A 21,939-nucleotide genomic window follows, 5' to 3' on the forward strand; every position below is an offset into this window, starting at 1 on the left:
ATTCCCATCCAGGGCCTGGAGCCGTTTTCGGTCCGGCCGGTTCAATTCGTCTTTCCCAACTCTTTTAGGCTGCAGACCAGCGATTCCGGAAACTGGCAGGGCTGGCCGAGCGCGGTGAAGGCAACGCGCTCTACCTGCAGCGAAAGCTTGCGGCCCGGATCGGCGAACGCTCCCATCCAGCCCTTCATCGTCTCGCTGCCCCAAAGGCTGAAGAAAATCTTCTGCGCATGGCTGGGCAGCTTGGCGGGAGAGGTGATGGTGTTCACCAACTGACCGTTGAGGTACCAGCGCAGACTATCCTTCTCCCATACGAAGGCATAGTCGTTGAAGGCACTGTCGGTGCCGCCGGCCACGTCGACCAGTTTCTCGTTCTTGCCCTTGCCGTTGATGTAGGCGTTGACCTGCACCTTGGACGTGTCCTTGGTCAGGATCTCGAAATCGATCTCATCCCAAGGCTGCTTGTCGGACGGGCCGATATAGGAGAAGAAAGCCGCGTTGAGGCCGGGGCCCGTATCGGTTTTCATCCGTGCCTCATAGGTACCATAGCCGAAGCGCTGCTTGGTCTGGATCTCGCCGCAAGCGAACTCGCGATCCTTGGTCTTCTGCTTCGCGAAACCGAGCGAAAGAACGCCGTCGGAAAGCTCGACCAAGCCTTTCGACCAGGTGCAATTTTGATGGCTGCCGTTTGTCCAGCCGTCTGAAACGTACCAGCGCTCACGGTCGAAACTTTTGAAATCGTCGACGAAAGAGGGCGCGGACTGGATATCCTGCGCATGAGACGGGGTTGCCGGCAGGCTGCCAAGAGCGGCGAGCAGCAAAGCGGCCGCCAGACCGGACCGGCAGCCGAAATGCCGGATTGAAGGGGCGTCGATTGCTGTCGTGGACATGGTTTTTGGTTCCGAACTCATGACAAACTCACCTTTGCGCTGTGTCCCCAACCCAAAGTCGACGTTTGAACCGCTTCCAAACGGGCCAACCTTGACCTCTTCAATCACCCTCCCGACTGCCAAACTTGCATTACCTCCGTCGTAACGGTCCCGTGCCGCCACCTTCACCCTCGGCCGGCTCCCGTCTGCCTGGCCGATTCGACCGCAGCCGGCGAATCGGCGTCCGCATTCTCGTCGAAGACCGCATCCAGCGAATGACGGAGCTCGCGCATCATGCCGCCCTGGCGCGCCAATGCCGCGATGCGGCGCTCGCTGTTCAAGATCGACTGCGTCAACGCGCTGACCTCGGACGAGCGGCGGTCGGAGGCGGAACCATTTTCCATGGCTTCAACGAGGAAAGCCGCGTTGGTCGCCTCCTTCTGATAGCGGCTCTCCAGGCCGGTTTTCTCGGCATCGATTTCGGCCGCGATCTGCTCGAACAGCTTCGCCAGCCGGTCGAGACGCGCAACATCGGTCTGCCTGTCGCGGACCGGATCCCTTGATCTGAAGCCGAATATCGAGGCCATGAACTTAAATTCCCGTCATCGCTGGCTTTTTGGGCCGGCTTTCTGGCCGGGCCACTGGCCAATCCCCGCAACCGGGGCTGAAAACTCGTACCGCGTCGTCCACTCCTCCGCCGAAGAGAGACTTCGGACCAGTCCGATCGGGGGCCAGTTCGGCTGGTCGTTCAGTTTGCTGCACCGCAACATAGACTGCCATCCCCGGAGCCGCGAGGCAACCACCCAATTCGTAAACTCATAAATCCGATCGAAATGGTTGCGTGGTGGGCGGGCGGCGGGCCGGCAAGAGCCAACGCTCCCGCACCTTACCGTGCCTTGCCCGTGCTGGTTCCGGCCATCAGGAAACGCAGCGGCGGCACGTGTTTGTTCCTGGACACGAGGCCAACGCTGCGAAACAGCGCCTCGAGTTTGTCGGATGCCACGCCCTGGACGATGGGAAAGAAGTTGGATTGGCTTGCGAAGGCATAGGCCGCGGCCGAAGCCAGGCCCCGCTCGGCCTTCACGTCGAGGAAATTGCGCAGCCGATATTTGTCGCGCACATGCCTCTCGTGCCGCCGCAATACCGCCTTGGACCCTTCCGGCAGGCTGTCGATGGCCAGCAGCGCCAGATCGGCATCGGCCAGTCGCTTCAGATCCTGCGTCTCGTGGCGGCCGCTGAGCGAATCGGCTCGCACGATAGCGCCGTAGCCACAGGAACGGATGACCTTGAACCGGGCCCCGTGGGCGACCGCCCGCGCGTAAAGCTCATAGTCCTCACCCAGTCGCAGGCTTTCGTCGTAGCGCAATCCATGGCCGTCGAGGAAGGCACGGCTGATCACGGGCTTCAAGAAACCGAGTTCGCCTCTTTGCACGCGGCGCCTGGAGATGTTGCCTTCCACGAACCGTTCGAGATTGAGGAATTCGGGATCGGCGGCAAAATCCGGGGCGACGATCTTGGTCGCGTCGCCGGTCGCGTCATCCCTGATGAGCATGATGTTGTCGGCGGCGAAATCCCAATCGGCGCCGGCAAACAGGTTGCGAAACCGGCCATTGAGGAAGAAATCGTCGGCGTCCAGAATGCTGACGAACGGCGCTCGTGAGCGGGCGATCGCGGCGTTGCGGGCAAAGGATGGACCGCGATTGACGTCGAGGCGCATCACCGAGAGCCGGCCGCTGCCGTCGTCGGCCGAGCGGGCGACCTCGGCGGTATTGTCGGTAGAGCCATCGTCGACGACGACGACCTCCGCCACTTCCGGTTCGCGCAGCGCGGATGCGATGGCAACCGCGATCGTGCGCGCCGCGTTTTTGGCCGCGATGATCACGCAAACCTCGGATTTCGTCATCGACATGGAATTTGCCTCTTGCACAGGTTTCGTTCTGCCCTCGCCCTGTACACGTTCGATATCCATTGCCCTCATGGACTGGCCGGCCGTTCGAAGATGCGGCGGCTGATGTCCGCCGACGCGGCCCAGCCAGCCTCGGCCAGGTAGCGGACGGGAGCCCGGCCGCACAATTCCCACAACACAGTCCGCCGCTGCGGCCAGCGCAGCGACGACAGCCATGGCGCGATGACCATGTTGAGCAGGTCCTCATTGCCGATGCGCGACAGGATCGGCTTGGCCCGCTCCGATAGAAGCGTGCCGGTGCCGCCCAGCAGCACGTCGGCGGCGCGCAGGCCGAGCAGCAAGGTGTCGTCCAGTCCCTGGCCTATCGCGGCATCGAGCACACGCTGCTGATCGGCCTCGCCGAGGCGAGCGGCGCTGGCCCTGATATCGCAGACATAGCCGGCGCAGGGCTCGCGGTTGAACAGGGCCTTGGCGACGCTGATGCACGACAGCATCAGTGTGTCGGCGGCCGAAGTGAAAGGGACCTCGACGCCGGTGATCTCGACCAACCGTTTCCGCCGCAGGAACCCGTCGGCATCGCGCGGGCTGGGCGAGCCGGGCTGCTGGAGCCGGTAATGAAGATCGACCGTGGATGATCTCGGCCCGCTGCCGCGAACCATGTGCTGTTCGCCGAGGAAGCGGATCCACCAGACCGAACGCGACTTGCCCGACACCTCGTAGCCAATCAAGCGCAACGCTTCGCGCGTCTTCAGGAACCCGGCCGGCGCGACCAGGGTGTCGACATCGCCCGCAGGCTTCATGAAGTGATCGTCGTAAAGCAGATGCTGCTGGAACGGCCCCTTCAGGAAGACGAAATTGATCCGCCGGTCGGACAGCGCCTCGTTGATGGCCATCGAATCCATCAGGCAGGCGGCGTTCATCGAAACCGTCCTTCTGCGATAGGTTTCGAGCCACTGGAAGAGCTCGCCCGGCCTCTCATGCGCCGGCGCACGCGCCAGCGCCTTCAGAACGAAGACACCGACCTTGTTCAGCCTGGCGATATCGGTGACGGCCTCGACCGAAAGGCCCGAGGGCAACGCCTCGGCGGCCGGGGCGGCGGGCGCCGCGAAATACAAACGTAAGCAGGCCCGCACATAGGCGATCTCGTCGGCGCAGTCGGTTGCGCGCAGTCGTTCATAAGAGCTTTCCGGCAAGGCCATTGAGCGCACAGTCTCCAAAAAACGGTTTGCGCGTCGCGTATGCTGCAAGTGCGAAACAAAGCATCCTTAAAAACCGCGGCGCCGTAAAGCCTTTCCTTTCGCGGTGCAAGATTTTGCAACCATAGCGTTTGCCGGCTTCCTCCGAAGGTGACGAGGTGATGGACGGAACACCCCGTCGCGGTGCTATCGGCGGTGGCCAGATGAAAGAGGGATATAGTTTAGCGCTATCTAAAATCAATCGCTTGCGTGAATTTCCCTTCAGGAATTCCCCTTAAAAATGACCAAATCAATGATTTAAAGTGTTGTCACTAGCAAACGCCGAAGTGAAGCAGCTTCCCTTCATAAAGGGCGGATTTCTCACACGGGGAGTGACGTTCGCAACCCATAATTGATTAACGGCGGGTAAATGAGACTTGACTCATAAATGCTGCTATGCAGCTATTGCGCCGCAGCATGAAAGTGCTGACGGTAATCGACAGGCCGTTTCCAGTCCTTGATAGGAGAGTACAATGGAACAGAATGTTGAAAAGCAAGAGTACGAAACGCCAAACCTGACCGTGCATGGTTCGATCGAGACCATCACCCAGGGCGGCGGCGGCAGCACGGCGATCGATGCGTCGTTCCCCGCACATACGCCAATTGGCGACCTCACGTTCTCTTGAGACTATCCTGATCCCGGAGGATGACGTTGGAACCTCCAGTATCCAAAAATCATAAGAAGGAGCCGGGGGTGAAAATCCCCGACTCCTCCAGCCTGTCGATGCGGGGCAACGTGTTGCGAAAGAGGTTTTAGGATGAACTGGAACCCATCCGACCGCGATTGCGTAAGCGCGACCAAGGATGCCGTGGCCTGCGAATTCGGCGAAGGCCTCGCGCTTCTCAACCTGAAATCCAATATCTACTACAGCCTCAACGGTGTCGGCGCTTTCATCTGGGACCTGATCCAGGAGCCCAAGCCGGTCGCCGATATCCGCAGCGCCGTCCTCGCTCGCTACAATGTCGACGCCGAGCGCTGCAAGGGCGACGTCGACGCATTGCTGAAAGGCCTGGCGGAAAACGGGCTTGCGAGGCTTGAGCATGAGGCCGTCGTCTAGGCAGGTGTCGCAGAAGGCCATGGTTGCGCGGCAAAGACCTGTGACGCAGAGACCCCCCGCGCCGATGAAGCGGCCTGGCAGGCGGAGCCTGGCCAGGATTTTGGCCTTGAGCGGTTCGGAAGCGTTTTTCCTGGCCCATTGCCTGCTGGTGGTCGCGACCGTGCGGCTCGGGCTGACAGTGTTCTCCTACAACCGCGTCCGCAGGATGGTGACACGGCTCAACGCGCGCCAATGTGCCAGCATGGGCGAGTTGCGGCTTGTCGCCTGGGGGGTCGCAGCGGCCGCGCGGTTCGTGCCGGGCGCCACATGCCTGACCCAGGCGCTTTCGGGCCAATATCTTCTCGCGCGCAAGGGCAATGCGTCGAATATCCGCATCGGCATCGAGCGCGGCACGGGCGAGCAATTGAAGGCGCATGCCTGGCTGGTCAGCGACAACCACATCGTGCTCGGCGGATCCATTGATGGCTTCGCCCATCTGGTCGACCACGGCAGCCGATGAGCGGCGTGGCCGGAATCCTGTTGCGGCAGGGCCACGCCGTAGCGGTCCGAGGCCCAGCGCCGGCTGAGGCGGCGAGCGGCATCCAGCAGATGCTGGCGCGCATGCGCCATCGTGGTCCCGACGGAAGTTCATGGTGGCTGGACAGCGGCATCGCGCTTGGCCACGCCTGGCTGAACACGACCGACGAAGCCGGCCCCGGCCCGCTGACCATGGCCGGCGGCAAGCTCGCCATCACCGCCGACTGCCGGCTCGACAACCGCGACGAGCTGCTCGCCAGGCTCGGCATCAGGGACAGCTCAGTCGCCGATGCTGCATTGCTGATGCGGGCCTATCTGCGTTGGGGTGAAGCCTGCCCCGTGCATCTGCAAGGCGATTTTGCCTTTGCCGTCTGGGATGCCGAGCGGCAGCTTCTGTTCTGCGCGCGAGACCATTTCGGGGTCAAGCCATTCTATTACCACGCGGCGGAACGACGCTTTGCCTTTGCCTCCGAGATCGGACCAATGCTCGGCCTCGACGGGGTTGGTGCGCACCTCAGCGAGCACCGGATTTCGGGCTTCCTGGCCGGGTTGCCCGACGACCCGCAGTCCACGCCCTACCGCGACATCTTCGCCCTGCCGGCGCGTCACAGCCTTACCGTCACCGCGCAACGCCTGGTGCTGCGCCGGTATTGGCAGATCGAGCCATCGCAGCGAGTGCCGCGGTCGGATGCCGCGGAGGAATTCGCCCATCTGTTCTCGCAATCGGTCCGCAATCGCATGCGGGGAAGTCCGTCGGTCGGCGCGATGCTGAGCGGCGGCCTCGATTCCTCCTCGATCGCCTGCGTTGCCGGGCTGCAAAATGCGGCCGGGCGCAAACCGAAGCTGCCGACCTTCTCCCTAGTTTTCGAGAAGGGGTCGTCGATGGACGAGCGCTCCTTCATCGATGCCGTGCTGGATCAGCAGAAGACCGACCCGACCTTGATCCCTGTCGGCAATTATGCGCCTTTCGCCGAATTCGAACGGGTGCTGGAGGAACAGGAAGGCACCTTCCTGGCGCCGGGCCTGACGCTGACACGCGGTATCTACCGGACGGCGGGCGCCAAGGGCATCAAGGTGCTGCTCGATGGCCATGGCGGCGACGAGGTCGTTTCGCAGGGACATGGCCATCTGCACGAGCTTGCCAATGGCGGCAGATGGCTGGACCTCTGGCGCGAGGTTCGCAGCGCCTCCAACACCTATGGCGACAGCACGCTCGGCCTCTATTTCCAGTTCCTCACTATTTACGGGCCGGCCTGGCGCATCGCCAGGCTGCGGCAGTTGGGGAACCGAGCCCTGAACAAAATACGCAAACCTGCCCAATCGCGGCGTGGCCGGAGCTGGCGCGACCTGATCAATCCGGACCTTGCCAGGCGAACCGAGCTCATCGACCGGTTCCACCGAGCCGGCTATATGCCACCCGGCGTCCAGGCCAGCGATGCTCTCAGTCACCGCTGGATCCTGTCCAACGGTTATGTCCCGCACTCTTTCGAGGTTCTGGACAAGGCCGCCGCCAATTTCGGCGTCGAGCCGCGTTATCCGTTCTGGGACAAGCCGCTGGTCGAATTCTGCCTGGGGCTGCCGGGCGAGCAGAAGCTCAGTCACGGCTTTGGCCGCTACGTGTTGCGCCGGGCCATGGAGGGCATCCTGCCGGCGGCGGTCCAGTGGCGGCGCGACAAGATCGATTTCACCGCCAATCTCGTCAACGGCATGGTGCGCAACCATCGCGACCTGCTGGACCAGTTGCTGGTTGGCGACGCGGGTCGCATCGCGCCCTATGTCAACCTGCCGGAAGTAACCGCTGCCTATGCGCGGCTGTTGCGCCAGCCGGACCAGGTGGCGCCGCTCGATGTCCAGTATGTCTGGCGCTCGGCGTCATTGTCGCTGTGGCTGCGGCAGGTCCAGCATGGCGGGAGCCCGGCATGATGTCCCGCCAAGAGCCGTTCGCCGGCGATCTCGACCATCTTCCCCGGCGCGGCGGGATCGCGGGAGAACGACGTTACTACCGCGCCTACGGCCTGATCATCGCATCCGGCGTGTCCCTGCCCGAACTGGAGCCGGCGGACCCGGCGTCGGCCGACATCGAGATCGCCATCGGCCCGATCGATATGCCCAAGCCTTCGGCGGAGGCCGCGACCGTCTTCCGCTTCGAGCCCGGCCGGCAGTATTTGGCCTGGGAGGCCGTCGGCGCATTCCTGATCAGCGACGCCCGCCGCATCGATGTCCAGCCGGCGCCCGGCGTCGACGACGCCTTGCTTGCCTTTCCGTTGCTGGGGCCGGTGCTGGCGCTGCTTCTGCACCAGCGCGGCCTGCTGGTTCTTCATGCCAGCGCCATTGCGGTAACCGGCAGGGGCGCCATCTTCATGGGCGACAAGGGCGCCGGCAAATCGACGACGGCAAGCGCGCTGATCCGGGCCGGACACGATCTGCTTACCGACGATGTCGTCGCGCTCGACCTGGCAAACCCGAACCAGCCGATGATCGTTCCGGGGTTTCCGCAGATCAAGCTTGCCGCCGATGCCGCAGCGGCAATCTCGCTTGGGCAGGCGCAAGTGCGGCCGCAAGTGCATCCCGCGATCGAGAAGATGCAGCATCGCCTGCACGGCGCCTTCTCCGGCAACAGGGTGCCGGCGGCCAGGATCTACATACTCGAGCGTGGCGAAAGGGCTGGGATCACCCCCTTGCCTTCCATTGCCGCCTTGCCGGCCATCATCAAATTCTCCTACGTGACGCGTTTCGGCCGCGCGGCGCTCTCCGGCGATTTCGCCGCGATGCACCTTCGTCACTGTTCAGCAATCGCTAACCATGTCGGCGTGTGCCGGCTGGACGTTCCAACGGGCATCGACAGGATCGGCGAGGCTGTGGCGCTGATCGAAAAGGAATTGGCCGGAGATGCCTAGGTCATCGGTCTTCAGCCTGTCGCTGTTTCGCGATGTCGCGGCATTTGGCGCCGTCATTGCCCAGATCGGCGGGCGGCGGACCTGGACGGCGCTGTTGTTCCTGATCCTCGGCAGCCTGACCGAAGGCATCTCGATCCTGCTGCTGATTCCGCTGCTGCACCTGGTTGGGCGCGCCGACCAGGATTTCGCGGTCAGGCTGCCGAATATCGATTTCGTCCGCTGGCTGGTGCCCGGCGGAACGCTGCAACTGACGACGGTGCTTTGCGCGCTGGTCGGGCTTGTTGCCGTGCAGGCAGCCTTCAACCGCTTCAAGTCGGTCTACATGGCAAGGCTGCTCTTCGATTTCATCAACCGCCTGCGCATGAACCTGTTCGAGAGCATCGGCAAGGCGCGGTGGGGCGTGTTCACGCGCATGCGCGGCTCCGATCTCGACCATGCCCTGACCGGTGACATCGACCGCGTCCAGGGGGCCGCCTTTTCCCTGCTGATGTTGGTGCAGATCGCCGTGCTGCTGGCGGGCTATCTCGTGATTTCCATGTTCATCTCCCCGGTTATGACGGCGTTTGCCGTCGTCATCGGCATCGTGATGTTCATAGCGCTGCAGCCGTTTCGCTCGCGGGCCACGGCCTTCGGCCGCATCCTGACGAGCAATCGCCAGGACCAGTACCGTACGGTTTCGGAATTTCTCGGCGGCATCAAGGTGGCCAAGAGCCTGAATGTCGAGGGCAGCTATTTCGCGCAGCTGCAGGCCACGCTCGAAAAGATGAAGGCCGATAACATCGCTTATGTGCGGAACAGCTCGATCGGCACCGCCGTGTTCCAGGTGGCGAGCGTCGTGGGCCTGAGCGTCTTCATCTATGTGGCGCTGGTCCGCTTCAACCTGTCGCTGGCCGAGATCGTCGTGCTGCTCCTGGTCTTCATGCGCATCGCGCCGCGCTTCATGGACATGCAGACGCAGGCCCAGCAGGTGCTGATCAACCTGCCCGCCTATACGGCAATGCGCAGCCTGCAGGCACGTTTCGACGCCGAGCGCGAGCCGGGCCATATCGAATCCGGGGATGCCCGCAAGCTGGCCCTCGATACGGGGCTGAACATTCGCGACGTCTCCTTTGCCTATGACGGCGGCGCCGGCAAGGCGGTGGTGAGCGACGTCACCTTCGGCCTTCCGGCCGGCAAGGTCACCGCCCTGATTGGCCCGTCCGGATCAGGCAAGAGTACGATCGCCGACATGCTGCTCGGGCTGCTCGAGCCGACCGCGGGCAAGATCCTCGTCGATGGCGTCGAGGTCGATGCCGGCAACCGCCGCCGTTGGCGCGATCAGGTGGCCTACGTGCCGCAGGACGTATTCCTGCTGCATGACACGATCGCGGCGAACCTGCGGCTTGCCGCACCGCAGGCCAGCAACGACGAATTGTGGACGGCACTCCGCGCCGCGCATGCCGGCGAATTCGTGGAACGGCTCGACCTCAGACTGGAGACGGTGGTCGGCGACCGCGGCGTGCGCATGTCGGGCGGCGAGCGTCAGCGCATCGCGCTGGCGCGCGCGCTGCTGCGCAAGCCTTCACTGCTCATCCTGGATGAGGCAACAAGCGCGCTCGACTGGCAGAACCAGTCACTTATCGCCAAGTCGATCGACGGCCTGCGCGGCTCAATGACGATCCTGACAATCGCTCACCGGCCGTCGATGATCGCCTTCGCCGACTGGGTGGTGGCAATGGAGGACGGCCGTGTCGTGGAAGTCGGGCAATATCGGCGCCTGAAGGCGAAGCCGGGGAGCCGGCTGTCCAGGATGCTGTCGGGAGAACAGTCGGAGACCGAACCAGCGGACGTGGCCTGACCCGGCGTGCGCCTTGCGCCTAATGCAGGCTCCGCCGGGCGCTGCCAAGTTTCTCGCCCTCGGGCACTTCGGTGGATTTCTTCTTTCTCTCGGCTTCGCGCAGCCTGTCGGCCGGCGTCGGCTCGCTCCTGGCGATCATGGCGTAGACGACCGCGAAATAACCGACCTGGATGACCACCGCGCAGATGACGACACGCAGCAGTGTCGTGCCGAGCGAAGCCCCACCCAGCCACGACCAGGCAACGACGATCGCGAGCGCGAAAAGCATCCCAAGGATGAATTTTGGAAGCGACATACCCAACAGCCCATAAACCGGCTCGGGTTATATCCAATCGATAGCCCCACCCGAGCGCCGTCCCTTGTCATGCGGGCTTGTTAAGTCACCCGCTGCCGACCGGTTGCTTCCGGCCTTTCAACCTGTCGCCACCATGACAGGTATAATTTGCAATTCTATTAAGGCGAGCAGAAGGCGGCAAGGGCAACCGCACATATTTTTGAATCAGCTTACGCGCTCGACTCTGCCATGCTGCAACGCACACGGCCGCATTTCACTCAACCTGCAGCCGTTATAAAGTGCGAGTACAATCCATAATATTAAGCAGTATTTTATGTGAATAGTTTCAAATATGGCACCTTCCTAAAGCACTTATATGTTCCGCCCCTCGACGCCGAGAACGCGTCGCCTAGGAATCGCCTCAAAAATGTCCGGATTTTTTTATCCTTGCCCATTTATTGTCACAAATGTGCTAAAAATTTCGAAATTTGTGCAGAGCGAGCTTACTATTTAGTCAATTCATGACGCGACTATTTCAATGGGATGGGAAATTGTGTGTTGCGCTGCAGCATTTTTTTGATATCGTGCGGTCAACCATTCGTTCACCGCATGGAGTTTCCGTATGAGGGATATTGCCAAGTCGGCCACGGCGGGCTTTTCGCAGGCTGACACCGACTTTCCGCCGCCGATCGGCGGTCTCATCAAGCGGAGTTTTGATGTCGCCGGTTCGCTGGCTGGGCTGATCGCGCTCAGCCCGCTGTTCATCATGATAGCATTGCTGGTCAAGTTCTCCGATGGCGGATCGATTTTTTACGGTCACCGCCGAATCGGGCGCGGCGGACGGCTGTTCTCCTGCCTCAAATTCCGCACCATGGTTCCCGACGGGGACAAGGTGCTGGCCGCCTATCTTGCGACCAATCCAGACGCCAATGCGGAATGGATAGCGACCCGCAAGCTGAAGAACGATCCACGCGTCACCCGCGTCGGAGCGGTCCTGCGCAAGCTCAGCCTCGATGAGTTGCCGCAGATCATCAACATCCTCCAGGGCGACATGAGCCTTGTCGGGCCTCGCCCGGTGGTCCGCGACGAACTGGAAATCTACGGCAGCGCGGCTGTCTATTATCTGAAGTCCCGGCCCGGCCTGACCGGCCTGTGGCAGGTCAGCGGCCGCAACGATGTCTCTTATGACAGCCGCGTCGCGTTCGATCGCCACTATGTCGAGAACTGGTCGCTGTTCGAGGACGTTCGCATCATCATCAGGACCGTGCCGGCCGTCTGGATGTCACGCGGTTCTTATTGATCGGCCGGGCTGACCCAGCCATCCGGCGGCAAGCTCATCGGGCGATGGGGCTAAAACGGATCGGAACGTTCAGTTGAAAACAGACATGTTCGAAGCCTTTGGCGGCGGCCCGTTTTTCGGCCGCTCGCGGCTCGTGGCGACGTGCCTTGCGATGTCGCTCGCTTTTCCCCAGCTGGCCGCCGCCGACGACTATCGTCTGGGCTCCCAGGACAAACTCACCATCCGCATCGCCGAATGGCAGACCGTCGAAAGCACGTTCCGCGACTGGTCGTCGGTCAATGGCCAATACACGGTCGGTCCGGCCGGCACGCTGTCGGTGCCTTTCGTCGGCGAACTGCCGGCGGCCGGCAAGACCACGGCAGAGGTCGCCGCGGCGATCGGCGAGGCGCTGCAGCACAAGCTCGCTTTGTCGGACAAGCCCGAAGCCTCGGTCGAAATGGCGCAATTCCGGCCGTTCTATATTTCGGGCGAAGTGCAGAATCCCGGCCAGTTTCCCTATGTGCCCGACCTTACGGTGCTGAAGGCGATCAGCGTCGCCGGCGGCATCAGGCGCAGCGCCGACTACGGTCCCCAGCTCGGCAAGGACCTGGTCACCGCCAAGGGTAATTTCGATATCTCCGACGACCTGCGTGTGCGGCTGATCGTCAAGCGCGCCCGCATCGACGCCGATATGGCCGGCAAGACGAGCTTCGAAGCGCCGAAGGAGGTCGAGGGCGATCCTCGGCTGCCGACCATCGTCAACGACGAGATGACGATCCTGACCGCCGACCAGAAGGCGCTGAAGCTGAAGCTCGAGTCACTCGACGATCTCAAGGGTGTGCTGCAGGCCGAAATCGAATCGCTGGAGAAGAAGATCGTCAACCAGCAGAAGCAGGTCGATCTTGCGCAGCAACAGCTGGCCAGCATCGGTCCGCTGGCGCAGAAGGGTCTGGTCGCCAATGCGAGACTTCTGGATTCGCAGCAGTCCGTCACCGACCTGCAAGGCAAGATCCTGGACTATGAGACGGCCATCCTCACCGCCAAGCAGGCGATCAGCAAGGCGACGCAGGACGCCATCGACGCCCAGAACACCTTGAGCTCGAGCCTCGCCGCCGCCCGGCAACAGACCGAAGCCGACCTGAACGAGGCCGCGCTGAAGGTGAACATGCAGAAAGGCCTGATCGCTCAGGCCACTGATCCGGCGACGACGGCCGCCATCACCAACGACCAGCAGCCTACCTTGCTCTATTCGCTGGTGCGCAATGTCGACGGCAAGACCAGCGAAATCGCCGCCAAGGAAGACACGCCGGTGCTGCCCGGCGATGTGATCAAGATCAAGCTGGCGCCGCTGGCGAGCCAGTAGGGACGCGGAAGTTCGCACGACCCGCCGCTTCGATCCTCTAACACAAAGACTTTGAACCTCCGCCTGGCCTGCCTGGCGGAGGTTTTTGCTGACAGGGTTTCCAGAACCGGAAAACCAGAACGGTTGTTGACGCAATTGCGGACGGGAAAACCGCTACGCATTTTTCCCGGCATTGCTCCAAGAACGGTTTAGTGTTTGATAGAATCTCTGACCCGCTCTAACTTCTTGTTTTTACGCAATTCCCAAGGGGAAGCGCTACGCGCTTCTCCCGGGAAAACCGCTACGCACTTTTCCTGGAATTGCTCTGGCGGACCCTCATCATTACTCGGCCGCCGCCGGACGGTGCGGCCAGGCTGGCTCCCCACCCTTCGCATCCGCTGGCTCGAAGGCCGGCGACCACCGCGTGCGCGTGACCGGCAACCGGGCCAGCTTGAAGAAGCTGAAATACATCAGGAAGGAGCCCATGATGTAGGGGTTGAGGATCTCGACCTCGACGAAGGAGCGGATGAGCAGCAGCACCATCACGCCGATGAGAACCACCGATTCGGCCTGCCATGTCTTGAAGACCACCGCCGCGATATGACCGAAAAGCGTGCGCAGCATGATCAGCGATATCAGCACCGCCCCGGTGAAGCCGAGTTCGACAAGGGCCTCGACATAGGTGTTGTGGAAATGGAAGCCGGTGCGGGTGGTGATGTAGAATTCGTTCCACAGCCGCTCGGCCTCGGCAAAGCCCTGCACCCAATAGGCGGCATAGCCGACGCCGAGGATCGGCGACCGCATCGCGGCGTTCCAGCCCTGCTCCCACAGATAGGTCCGCCCGGTGAGAGTCGAATCCTTGCCGAAGATGCCAAGCACGAAGTCCATGAGCCCGAGATTGAGGGCGACGATGGCCACCACGACGATCATGCCGGCGCCGATCAGGAAGATTACCCGGCGATAGCGCCGCGACAAAAGCTTGCTCATCGCAAGCAGCGCCACCAGCGCCAGAACCGCCGGTATCGAGGCCATCGAGGTGGCGGAATGCGAGACGACCAGCACATAGGCCGACAACAGCACGACCGGCACGGTCAGCATGAAGCTCAGGCGACCTCGCCGAAGGAAAGCAAGGAAAACGACGGAGAAATAGATGCCGAGCGAGCCGACGAAGCCGATCTGGTTCTTGGAGGCGAAGGCGCCGACGAAATTATAGGTGCCGTCGAGGACGTCCTCGGAATAGGCGCCGACCTTCAGCGAATAGATCAGGACGAAGAATATGCCGACCAGAGCGCCTATCGTCAGGGTGCGCACGCTGACGGTGCGTGCCGCGACATAGGCACAGGCGATATGGGAAAGGTACTGGACCGCCGTTCTGGCGGTCGTGCCGGGCGCCTGCGACCAGAACACGGAGAAGCAGACATAGGCGGCGAACAGCAGCGGCAGCCAGGCACTGGACAATTGCCGCAGGAAGCGCCGGTAGTCGACCATGATGAGCGGAAGCCAGACGGCATAGTAGGCCAGGATCAGCACCTGGCCGAAAATGACGGAATAGGAGAACGCCCAGATCGAGACGGCAACGGCAAAACTGCCATAGACCGAGTTCTTTTCGGGATCGACGAGCAGGGATTTGGGAATTTTCATCTAAAGGGTCCCGTCGACACGACCCCGAACCGCCGGGCCGCAAACCAGCCGGCATATCCGCAAACAGGGGCGTACAAGAAACGGCGTCTCCATTGTGCAGTGCAATATAACTTATCGCACCCCATGCTCAATGGCAAATCCGGTCACCTTGTCTTACAGCGAAGCGATCGCCGAGAGATCGCAACCCCATATCCGGCCGGTGTTGGCCCAGACGATCCGGCCACATGCCGGCTTGAACTCGATCGGCGGTCACCTCACAGTTCCCGACGAGCCATCACATGGACCGGGATGGACAGGGGAGTGACATGCCGATGAATTTCGCGGGACGATTCGCCGGCCGGTCGGCGGTGATTACCGGCGGCGCCTCGGGCATCGGCCTGGCGGTCGCACACAGGATCGTCAACGAAGGCGGGCGCGTCAGCGTCTGGGATCGCGATCCCGCACAGATCGAACAGGCGAAAGCCGTCATTCCCAGCCTGCAGGGGGTGACGATGGACGTTGCGGATGCGGCAAGTGTGGAGGCCGCCGCACAATCGACGATCGAAGTCCTCGGCGGCGTCGACATACTGGTCACCAGCGCGGCCATAACCGGCCCCAACATGACGACCTGGGCCTATTCGGCCGAGGATTGGCAAAGGGTCATCAATATCAACATCAACGGCGTCTTCTACTGCAACAAGGCGCTGGTGCCGCACATGCTCGAGCGCGACTACGGCCGCATCGTCAACATCGCCTCGATCGCCGGCAAGGAAGGCAATCCCAACGCTTCCGCCTACAGCACCTCGAAGGCGGCGGTGATCGGCCTGACCAAGTCGCTCGGCAAGGAACTCGCCAAGACCAAGGTGACGGTCAATTGCGTGACGCCGGCAGCTGTACGCACGGCGATCTTCAAGCAGATGAGCCAGGAGCACATCGACTTCATGCTGTCGAAGATACCGATGGCGCGCTTCGGCGAGGTCGAAGAAGTGGCTGCGCTGATCTCATGGATCGCTTCCGAGGAATGCTCGTTCACCACGGCCGCCGTGTTCGACGTTTCGGGCGGCCGCGCTACGTATTGAGCCGGGTCGAGGCAGTTCCGAGTTCGCCCGAGCCAACTACAATTCCGCGTGACGAAGCAACGATTGGAGCTGGACAGGCTTATGGTAGCTGGCGTCTGAATGAGCGTGCCACAACAGGGGAAAGCCATGACACGACGAGAGAGCCCGGCAGGTGCGATGTCCCCCGGCCACTGTGCCGGTGGCCTGCGATCGACGGAAGCGGCGATCACCAGGCCGGAGTTTGCTTCGTTTGCTTAGAGCAGATCCCACCGCGCTGGCCGATGACGAGCTTCTGGACCGCTATCAGCGCGCCGCCTTCGGCTATTTCCTGGAGAATGTGAACCCCGACAACGGGCTGGTCGCCGACACCTCGCGGCCGAATTCACCGTGCAGCATCGCCGTGGTCGGTTTCGCCCTGTCCTGCTATCCGATCGGCGTCGAACGTGGCTGGATGGCGCGCGACGCGGCTGCCAGGCTGACCCTTGCGGCGCTGCGCTTTTTCCAGGCCAGCACGCAAGGCAGCGGCCCCGACGTTACCGGCCACAAGGGTTTTTACTACCACTTCCTCGACATGCGCACTGGTTTGCGCGTCTGGCGCTGCGAGTTGTCGATGGTCGATACCGCCCTGCTGATTGCCGGCATGCTGGTGGCGGGCGCCTATTTTTCCGGCGACAATGACGACGAGGCCGAAATCCGCCAACTGGCCGAGGCGCTCTACAGGCGCGTCGACTGGCGATGGGCGCAAGGCAGCAGCCCGACGCTCCGCCAGGGCTGGAAGGCCAGGACCGGCTTTCTGCACTATGGCTGGGAAGGCTACAACGAGGCGACGATCCTCTATGTGCTGTCCATGGCCTCACCGGACCGCCCGACCTCCGACGACAGCTACGAGGCCTGGACGGCGACCTACCAGTGGGAAAACATCTACGGCCATGACGTGCTCTATGGTGGGCCGCTGTTCATGCACCAATTCTCGCATGCCTGGATCGATTTCGCCGGCATCCGCGATGCTTTCATGCGCGAGAAGAATTCGGACTATTTCGAAAACAGCCGCCGCTCGACATACCTTCACCGCGACTATGCCCGGCACAATCCCTACGGCTTTGACGGCTATGGCGAGAACCTGTGGGGTCTTTCGGCAGGGGACGGACCAGGCGGCTTCCGCGTCAGCGTGGAGCGACGGCGCCACCGGTTTTCCGGTTACGCGGCGCGCGGCGCGCCTTTCGGTCCGGATGACGGCACGATCGCGCCATGGTCCTATCCGGCGTCGCTGCCTTTCGCGCCTGACATTTGCCTGGCGGCGATGCGCCACCTCGCCGATCGTTACCCTGAGGTGATCGACAATTTCCGGCTGCCGAGCGGTTTCAACCCGACATTGGCCAACCGGCGAAATTTCGGCCGCAACGGCTGGGTGTCGGAAGGCCATTACGGACTGGACCAGGGCATTGCGGTGATGATGATCGAAAACCACCGTTCCGGCATGATCTGGGAGCTCATGCGTTCCAATCCCCATATCCGTCGTGGGCTGGACAAGGCTGGCTTTACCGGCGGATGGCTGGCGCGGCCGGCAAGCCCGGCATCCGGGGGGCGCGATGTCACGTGAACCGGCGAGAGCCGCCGCCTTCCCCGTCGACCACAACGACGCCGAGCTGATCAGGGGCGCGCATCCCCCGCACTGGAAGAACCCGACCCCGAACGGTCCCTACAATCTCGTCGTCATCGGCGCCGGGCCGGCTGGATTGACCGCCGCGCGCGACGCGGCGAGCCTTGGCGCGAAGGTCGCGCTGATCGAGCGTGGGCTGATTGGCGGTGCGTGCATCAATGTCGGCGGCATTCCGTCGAAGTCGATCATTCGCACAGCCAGGCTCTATGCCGACATGCGCGATGCCGAGAGCTTCGGCGGCGACCCGCCAGATCATCTTCGTGTCGATTTTCAACGGGCGATGACACGGATGCGGCAGATCCGGCAGCGGATCAGCCGTGCCGATTCCGCCGCGAGCCTGGTTTCGGAAGGCATCGACCTCTATTTCGGTGCGGCGCGATTTGCCGGCCCCGATACGGTCACGGTCGAGGAAAGCACGCTGCATTTCAAGAAGGCGCTGATTGCAACGGGCGCACACCCGGCCTTCCCTGCTATTCCGGGGCTGGTCGAAGCCGGTTATCTCAGCAATGAGACGATGTTCGACCTGACGCAATGCCCGCCGCGGCTCCTCGTCATCGGCGGCGGGCCGCTTGGCTGCGAGACGGCGCAGGCTTTCTGCATGCTCGGCGCCAAGGTCATCCTGGCGCAGAGCGATCCGATGTTCCTGCCCGGCGAGGAGCGCGACGCCGCGCAGATTCTTTCAGACGCCTTGGCGCGCGAGGGGGTGGAGGTGCGCCTGAACACCGAAGTTGTGGCGGTGCGCAGGGAAGGTGCCGCCAAGTTCGCCGACCTGATGCGGGATGGTGACACGACGACGATCTCCGTCGACGAGATCATCACCGGCGTCGGCCGTTCACCCAATGTCGATGGTCTCGGCCTCGAAGAGGCGGACGTGGCCCATGACGCCGACGGCATCAAGGTGGATGATTATCTGCGAACCAGCAACCCGCACATCTATGCGGCGGGCGACGTCTGCCTCGAATACAAGTTCACCCATACCGCCGAGGCAACGGCGCGCATTGTCGTGCGCAATGCCTTGTTTCGCGGCCGCGAAAGGCTCAGCGACCTCGTCGTTCCCTGGTGCACCTATACCGATCCGGAGATCGCCCATGTCGGCCTCTATCCCCTGGAAGCGCGCCGCAATGGCATTCCGGTCAAAACCTATACGATACTGATGCACGATGTCGCCCGCGCCGTGATGGACGGCGAGGAGGAAGGATTCGTCAAGATCCATGTCAGGGAGGGGTCCGACCGCATCCTGGGCGCGACGGTCGTCGCCAGCCATGCGGGCGAGATGATCAACGCGGTGACCCTCGCCATCCGGTCCGGCATGGGACTGCATGCGTTGGCCGACGTCATCCATCCCTTCCCGACACAGGCGCAAGGCATCAAGATGGCGGGCGACGCCTATAGGCGGACACGCCTCACCTCGTTGCGCAGGCGCCTTGCGGCGCACTGGCTGGCGTGGTCCAGACGATAAGCCCAAAGCCATCACATATGCCGAAATGCTCACAAATACGCAACCAAGTGCGCGGCGGCGCTTGACGGATCCCTGCGAGGCTAATGAAATCGAGACGACGCCTTCGGCCGCGGAACATTCGTGGATGCAGCCTTTAGTCGAAACGGAATACGCAATCGAGCTCTTGTCCAAGGGTTACATCTGTGTGCCTCTGCGCGAAGGTGGCAAGCATCTCGATCTTGAGGCGATGGAATATCATCCGCTGCATTTGAAGGCCCGTCGAAAGGATCTGAAGGAATTGGCGTTCCGGTCGATTGCCTTTCAGTTGTCGCAGAAGCCACCAACACCGGAGGAACTCCGGCGCTGGTTTCGGGACTTTGCTGGAAATGTCGGGATCATCGGAGGATACTGCAACCTTCTCATCCTGGATTTCGACGATTCAGCAGACTATCGCGCCTGGTCTGGCAAGCACGCTCACCTTTCAAGTTGCACGCCGGTCGCGAAAACGCCGAATGGATTCCACATCTATCTCAGGACGCGCGAACCGGCGGTTTCATCCAGCCTATATTTCGGCATGCGGCGGATCGGCCACCTGAAGGCGCTTGGCGGTTACGTCGTTGGAAGTCCTTCCGTACTCAAGGATGGCTGCTGCTACAGCTGGTTGAAGGACCAGTCGCCATTCGACGTCGAGCCGCAGCCAGTCGAAAGCCTGGCCAGTCTTTCACTTCGCGCGGTCTCGCCATTCAAACATTGCTATGACCGCGTTCTGAAGCGCGGTTTTTTCGTGCCGCAATGAGCATTTCGGGGCGTGAGCAACCCGACATCAGCATCGTCATCCCGGCAAGAAATGCCGCCGCGACGATCGACGCCACGCTGCGAAGCCTTCTGCCGGAGAGGGGTCTGATCAGCGAGATTCTTCTCGTCGACGATGGCTCCATCGACCAGACTACGGCGATTTCGATGCAAAGCGCCCGGAGGCACGGATTGCCGCTGGAGATCCTCGCCGTGCGGCTGGGCAGCGCGGGCGCTGCCCGCAACGCCGGAATTGCGCGAGCCAAAGGCAAGTTCATACTTTTCCTCGATGCCGACGATGAGGTGATGGCGGGAGGGTTGGGACTGCTGCATGACGCGCTCCTGCGCAATCCCGAGGCCGGCCTGTCGATAGGAGCCAGCATTCGCCGCACCAGGGGGAGGCCGGACAAGCTAAAGGTTCCGCATGGGTACACGAGCGACCGGGCATCGAACGCCCGCCGCTACCTTCTTAACGAGGTATGGCCGATCGCGATGGGCAGCGCGTTGGTCGCAGCCTCTGCAACGGCCACCGTCCGCTTTCCGGAAACCACCAGCCTGGATGAGGACACGTGCTATTGGGCGGCCATGGTCGCCCAGGCCGACGTGACAACGATCTCTTCTCCGGTGCTTCTCTACCACCATGACGAAGAGAGAATGGCGCGGCGATTTGTCGAGACCCCGCGGGCCACGTTTCTCGCGATAGCACTGGAGCTGGACAAGCTTGCCGGTTCAGCCATTGCAAGGGACGTTCTGCAGTGGAGGAAGGCCTGGATAGCCTTGCGGATTTCAAGACAGCTTATCAAACACAACCGATACAGCTATGCGATGAGCATGATGCGTGCCGTTCGCGCCCACAAAAGCCTGGGGCGGAGCTGGAAGGCGTCGCAATATCGCATACGGATTCGCATCGGAGCCATGATGGAACGGCCTGACCACTCGTCGAGCGCTGGCGCGGTCACGGAAAGACGTACGCTGTTCGTGTCCTTCGACCCGGCATTTCCGCCGGTTTCCGGTGCGGACCTGAGAAATTTCAACAATGCCAGCCTTGCGGCCGAGTTCGGCCCGGTCCAGCTTGCCTCGATCAGGCCGCTGGGCGACGCGCGACAACCCTCCGACTCGCGCATCAACGCGGTTGGCCTGGTGACCGATGGAGAACCGCGTTCGGCCTCACTCGGCTGGTGGAGGATCGCGGGGGAGAACCGTATCCCGCGCACGGCATTGGCGCGGCTGCGGAAACTGATGCAAACCTTCAAACCCGATACGGTCATCGTCGAAGGGACCGGCCTGTTCAAGCTGCTGCGACATTTGCGGCCGCTGACGAAGCAGCTCGTCCTCGACATGCACAATGTCGAATCCGACCTGGCGGCACAGCTGCGGCATATCAGTCCAGCGCGATCCCCGGCGGTGCTTGGCATCCGGCGGCTGGAGAGAAAAGCGCAATCCCTCGTCGACAGGGTGTGGGTCTGCTCGAACCAGGATCGCGAAAGGTTGATGGCCGCATCCCGGCACAAGGTGCCGATCGATGTCGTTCCCAATGGAATCCCCAACGTCGAGGACATTCCGCGGGTGCTGCCCGCCGAAGCCGCTACCGACAGCGGTTATCCGACGATCGTGTTTATCGGGCATCTCGGCTATCCGCCGAACGTCGATGCGGCCGAGCGCCTGACGGGCACCATATTGCCTCGCATTCGGCAAGTCTTGCCGGGTGCAAGACTTACTCTTGCCGGACGAAGCCCGAAGGCGGCGGTACGGGCGCTGACCAGATTGCCTGGTGTGGCGCTTGTCGAAGATCCCGAAAGCGTGGCGCCACTCCTGTCTGGCGCGCATCTCAGCATCATCCCACTCAGGGCCGGCGGGGGCACGCGCATCAAGATCCTGGAGGCGATGGCCTGGGGGGTGCCGGTGATCGCGACACCGCTCGCTGCCGAGGGGCTGGACATGGTCGAGAATGACCAGGTGATGCTGTCGACCAGCGACGAAGGACTAGCCGACATGGCCATCGAACTCTCTCTCGACGCCGAACGCCGGGCGCGGCAGCGCACGCGCGCGCATCAGGCCGTATGGGCAAGGTTTGGCCCGCAAGCGATCCGCGATGCCGTCCGCGCCGGGCTTGCACTGGACAATGACGGCAAGTGACACCAGGCCACCTCCATCACCTCAT

19 protein-coding genes are annotated in these 21,939 nt (G+C 62.3%); 13 read left to right on the top strand and 6 right to left on the bottom strand.

Features of this window, described 5'->3' with window-relative positions; translation table 11 throughout:
- Positions 1 to 41: 41 nt before the first annotated feature.
- From EN845_RS26765 to EN845_RS26780, 4 genes are all read right to left on the bottom strand, one after another.
- Entirely contained in the window at positions 42 to 908 is an 867-nt protein-coding gene (locus EN845_RS26765) for a family 16 glycosylhydrolase (RefSeq protein WP_127873040.1), read from the bottom strand.
- A 143-nt stretch (positions 909 to 1,051) separates the two neighbouring features.
- Entirely contained in the window at positions 1,052 to 1,453 is a 402-nt protein-coding gene (locus tag EN845_RS26770; protein ID WP_127872984.1) for a hypothetical protein, read from the bottom strand.
- A 299-nt stretch (positions 1,454 to 1,752) separates the two neighbouring features.
- Positions 1,753 to 2,775, bottom strand: coding sequence for a glycosyltransferase family 2 protein (locus tag EN845_RS26775; protein ID WP_127872983.1), 1,023 nt, complete (start codon positions 2,773 to 2,775; stop codon positions 1,753 to 1,755).
- A 65-nt stretch (positions 2,776 to 2,840) separates the two neighbouring features.
- Positions 2,841 to 3,971 (bottom strand): nucleotidyltransferase family protein, encoded by a 1,131-nt coding sequence (locus EN845_RS26780; RefSeq protein WP_127872982.1) that lies wholly within the window; start codon positions 3,969 to 3,971, stop codon positions 2,841 to 2,843.
- Between the two features lie 509 nt (positions 3,972 to 4,480).
- Between EN845_RS26780 and EN845_RS26785 the strand changes: the two genes are divergently transcribed.
- From EN845_RS26785 to EN845_RS26810, 6 genes are all read left to right on the top strand, one after another.
- Positions 4,481 to 4,633, top strand: a complete 153-nt coding sequence (locus tag EN845_RS26785) for a lasso peptide (protein ID WP_127279240.1) — start codon at positions 4,481 to 4,483, stop codon at positions 4,631 to 4,633.
- Positions 4,634 to 4,765: 132 nt separating this feature from the next.
- Positions 4,766 to 5,065: a PqqD family protein gene (locus EN845_RS26790; RefSeq protein WP_127279241.1), complete on the top strand. Its 300-nt coding sequence runs from the start codon at positions 4,766 to 4,768 to the stop codon at positions 5,063 to 5,065.
- A 106-nt stretch (positions 5,066 to 5,171) separates the two neighbouring features.
- On the top strand, positions 5,172 to 5,564 hold the full coding sequence (locus EN845_RS26795) for a lasso peptide biosynthesis B2 protein (RefSeq protein ID WP_245511808.1): 393 nt from the start codon (positions 5,172 to 5,174) through the stop codon (positions 5,562 to 5,564).
- Positions 5,561 to 7,504, top strand: a complete 1,944-nt coding sequence (locus EN845_RS26800; protein WP_127279243.1) for a lasso peptide isopeptide bond-forming cyclase — start codon at positions 5,561 to 5,563, stop codon at positions 7,502 to 7,504. Before EN845_RS26795 ends, EN845_RS26800 begins: the two co-directional genes overlap by 4 nt.
- Positions 7,501 to 8,478 (top strand): serine kinase, encoded by a 978-nt coding sequence (locus EN845_RS26805; RefSeq protein ID WP_127279244.1) that lies wholly within the window; start codon positions 7,501 to 7,503, stop codon positions 8,476 to 8,478. Before EN845_RS26800 ends, EN845_RS26805 begins: the two co-directional genes overlap by 4 nt.
- Positions 8,471 to 10,315 carry an ABC transporter ATP-binding protein gene (locus EN845_RS26810; protein WP_127872980.1) on the top strand — a complete coding sequence of 615 codons (1,845 nt, stop codon included), beginning with the start codon at positions 8,471 to 8,473 and terminating at the stop codon, positions 10,313 to 10,315. The genes EN845_RS26805 and EN845_RS26810 overlap by 8 nt, the downstream gene beginning before the upstream one ends.
- A 19-nt stretch (positions 10,316 to 10,334) precedes the next feature.
- Here EN845_RS26810 and EN845_RS26815 read toward each other — a convergent pair whose 3' ends face one another.
- Positions 10,335 to 10,610 carry an exopolysaccharide production repressor protein gene (locus EN845_RS26815; RefSeq protein WP_127872979.1) on the bottom strand — a complete coding sequence of 92 codons (276 nt, stop codon included), beginning with the start codon at positions 10,608 to 10,610 and terminating at the stop codon, positions 10,335 to 10,337.
- Positions 10,611 to 11,211: 601 nt separating this feature from the next.
- Here EN845_RS26815 and EN845_RS26820 point away from each other — a divergent pair.
- Together EN845_RS26820 and EN845_RS26825 are read left to right on the top strand one after the other, a co-directional pair.
- The gene (locus tag EN845_RS26820) at positions 11,212 to 11,889 is read left to right on the top strand and encodes a sugar transferase (RefSeq protein WP_127275990.1); all 678 of its coding nucleotides are present in this window, start codon (positions 11,212 to 11,214) and stop codon (positions 11,887 to 11,889) included.
- Positions 11,890 to 11,974: 85 nt separating this feature from the next.
- The gene (locus tag EN845_RS26825; protein WP_167531474.1) at positions 11,975 to 13,231 is read left to right on the top strand and encodes a polysaccharide biosynthesis/export family protein; all 1,257 of its coding nucleotides are present in this window, start codon (positions 11,975 to 11,977) and stop codon (positions 13,229 to 13,231) included.
- 321 nt (positions 13,232 to 13,552) lie between these two features.
- Here EN845_RS26825 and EN845_RS26830 read toward each other — a convergent pair whose 3' ends face one another.
- Positions 13,553 to 14,851, bottom strand: coding sequence for an O-antigen ligase (locus EN845_RS26830; RefSeq protein WP_127872978.1), 1,299 nt, complete (start codon positions 14,849 to 14,851; stop codon positions 13,553 to 13,555).
- A 305-nt stretch (positions 14,852 to 15,156) separates the two neighbouring features.
- Between EN845_RS26830 and EN845_RS26835 the strand changes: the two genes are divergently transcribed.
- From EN845_RS26835 to EN845_RS26855, 5 genes are all read left to right on the top strand, one after another.
- Complete coding sequence (locus EN845_RS26835; RefSeq protein ID WP_127275993.1) at positions 15,157 to 15,909, top strand: SDR family NAD(P)-dependent oxidoreductase; 753 nt, start codon at positions 15,157 to 15,159, stop codon at positions 15,907 to 15,909.
- 229 nt (positions 15,910 to 16,138) lie between these two features.
- Complete coding sequence (locus EN845_RS26840) at positions 16,139 to 17,488, top strand: glucoamylase family protein (RefSeq protein WP_127872977.1); 1,350 nt, start codon at positions 16,139 to 16,141, stop codon at positions 17,486 to 17,488.
- A complete protein-coding gene (locus EN845_RS26845) occupies positions 17,478 to 19,007 on the top strand; it encodes a mercuric reductase (RefSeq protein WP_127275995.1) in 1,530 nt (509 codons plus the stop codon). The genes EN845_RS26840 and EN845_RS26845 overlap by 11 nt, the downstream gene beginning before the upstream one ends.
- A gap of 61 nt (positions 19,008 to 19,068) precedes the next feature.
- Positions 19,069 to 19,782 (top strand): bifunctional DNA primase/polymerase, encoded by a 714-nt coding sequence (locus tag EN845_RS26850; RefSeq protein ID WP_245511809.1) that lies wholly within the window; start codon positions 19,069 to 19,071, stop codon positions 19,780 to 19,782.
- Positions 19,779 to 21,914: a glycosyltransferase gene (locus EN845_RS26855; RefSeq protein WP_127872976.1), complete on the top strand. Its 2,136-nt coding sequence runs from the start codon at positions 19,779 to 19,781 to the stop codon at positions 21,912 to 21,914. The genes EN845_RS26850 and EN845_RS26855 overlap by 4 nt, the downstream gene beginning before the upstream one ends.
- Positions 21,915 to 21,939: the final 25 nt, after the last annotated feature.

It is taken from the genome of Mesorhizobium sp. M8A.F.Ca.ET.202.01.1.1 (assembly GCF_004791595.1).
In the GTDB taxonomy this organism is placed as follows: Bacteria; Pseudomonadota; Alphaproteobacteria; order Rhizobiales; family Rhizobiaceae; genus Mesorhizobium.

Excerpts from the sequence above, each read along its gene's own strand:
- EN845_RS26855 (WP_127872976.1), top strand. The coding sequence starts at position 19,779 with ATGAGCATTTCGGGGCGTGAGCAACCCGACATCAGCATCGTCATCCCG.
- EN845_RS26815 (WP_127872979.1), bottom strand. The coding sequence starts at position 10,610 with ATGTCGCTTCCAAAATTCATCCTTGGGATGCTTTTCGCGCTCGCGATC.
- EN845_RS26780 (WP_127872982.1), bottom strand. The coding sequence starts at position 3,971 with ATGGCCTTGCCGGAAAGCTCTTATGAACGACTGCGCGCAACCGACTGC.
- EN845_RS26820 (WP_127275990.1), top strand. The coding sequence starts at position 11,212 with ATGAGGGATATTGCCAAGTCGGCCACGGCGGGCTTTTCGCAGGCTGAC.
- EN845_RS26805 (WP_127279244.1), top strand. The coding sequence starts at position 7,501 with ATGATGTCCCGCCAAGAGCCGTTCGCCGGCGATCTCGACCATCTTCCC.
- EN845_RS26775 (WP_127872983.1), bottom strand. The coding sequence starts at position 2,775 with ATGTCGATGACGAAATCCGAGGTTTGCGTGATCATCGCGGCCAAAAAC.
- EN845_RS26845 (WP_127275995.1), top strand. The coding sequence starts at position 17,478 with ATGTCACGTGAACCGGCGAGAGCCGCCGCCTTCCCCGTCGACCACAAC.
- EN845_RS26800 (WP_127279243.1), top strand. The coding sequence starts at position 5,561 with ATGAGCGGCGTGGCCGGAATCCTGTTGCGGCAGGGCCACGCCGTAGCG.
- EN845_RS26825 (WP_167531474.1), top strand. The coding sequence starts at position 11,975 with ATGTTCGAAGCCTTTGGCGGCGGCCCGTTTTTCGGCCGCTCGCGGCTC.
- EN845_RS26835 (WP_127275993.1), top strand. The coding sequence starts at position 15,157 with ATGCCGATGAATTTCGCGGGACGATTCGCCGGCCGGTCGGCGGTGATT.
- EN845_RS26790 (WP_127279241.1), top strand. The coding sequence starts at position 4,766 with ATGAACTGGAACCCATCCGACCGCGATTGCGTAAGCGCGACCAAGGAT.
- EN845_RS26810 (WP_127872980.1), top strand. The coding sequence starts at position 8,471 with ATGCCTAGGTCATCGGTCTTCAGCCTGTCGCTGTTTCGCGATGTCGCG.
- EN845_RS26765 (WP_127873040.1), bottom strand. The coding sequence starts at position 908 with ATGAGTTCGGAACCAAAAACCATGTCCACGACAGCAATCGACGCCCCT.
- EN845_RS26785 (WP_127279240.1), top strand. The coding sequence starts at position 4,481 with ATGGAACAGAATGTTGAAAAGCAAGAGTACGAAACGCCAAACCTGACC.
- EN845_RS26830 (WP_127872978.1), bottom strand. The coding sequence starts at position 14,851 with ATGAAAATTCCCAAATCCCTGCTCGTCGATCCCGAAAAGAACTCGGTC.
- EN845_RS26770 (WP_127872984.1), bottom strand. The coding sequence starts at position 1,453 with ATGGCCTCGATATTCGGCTTCAGATCAAGGGATCCGGTCCGCGACAGG.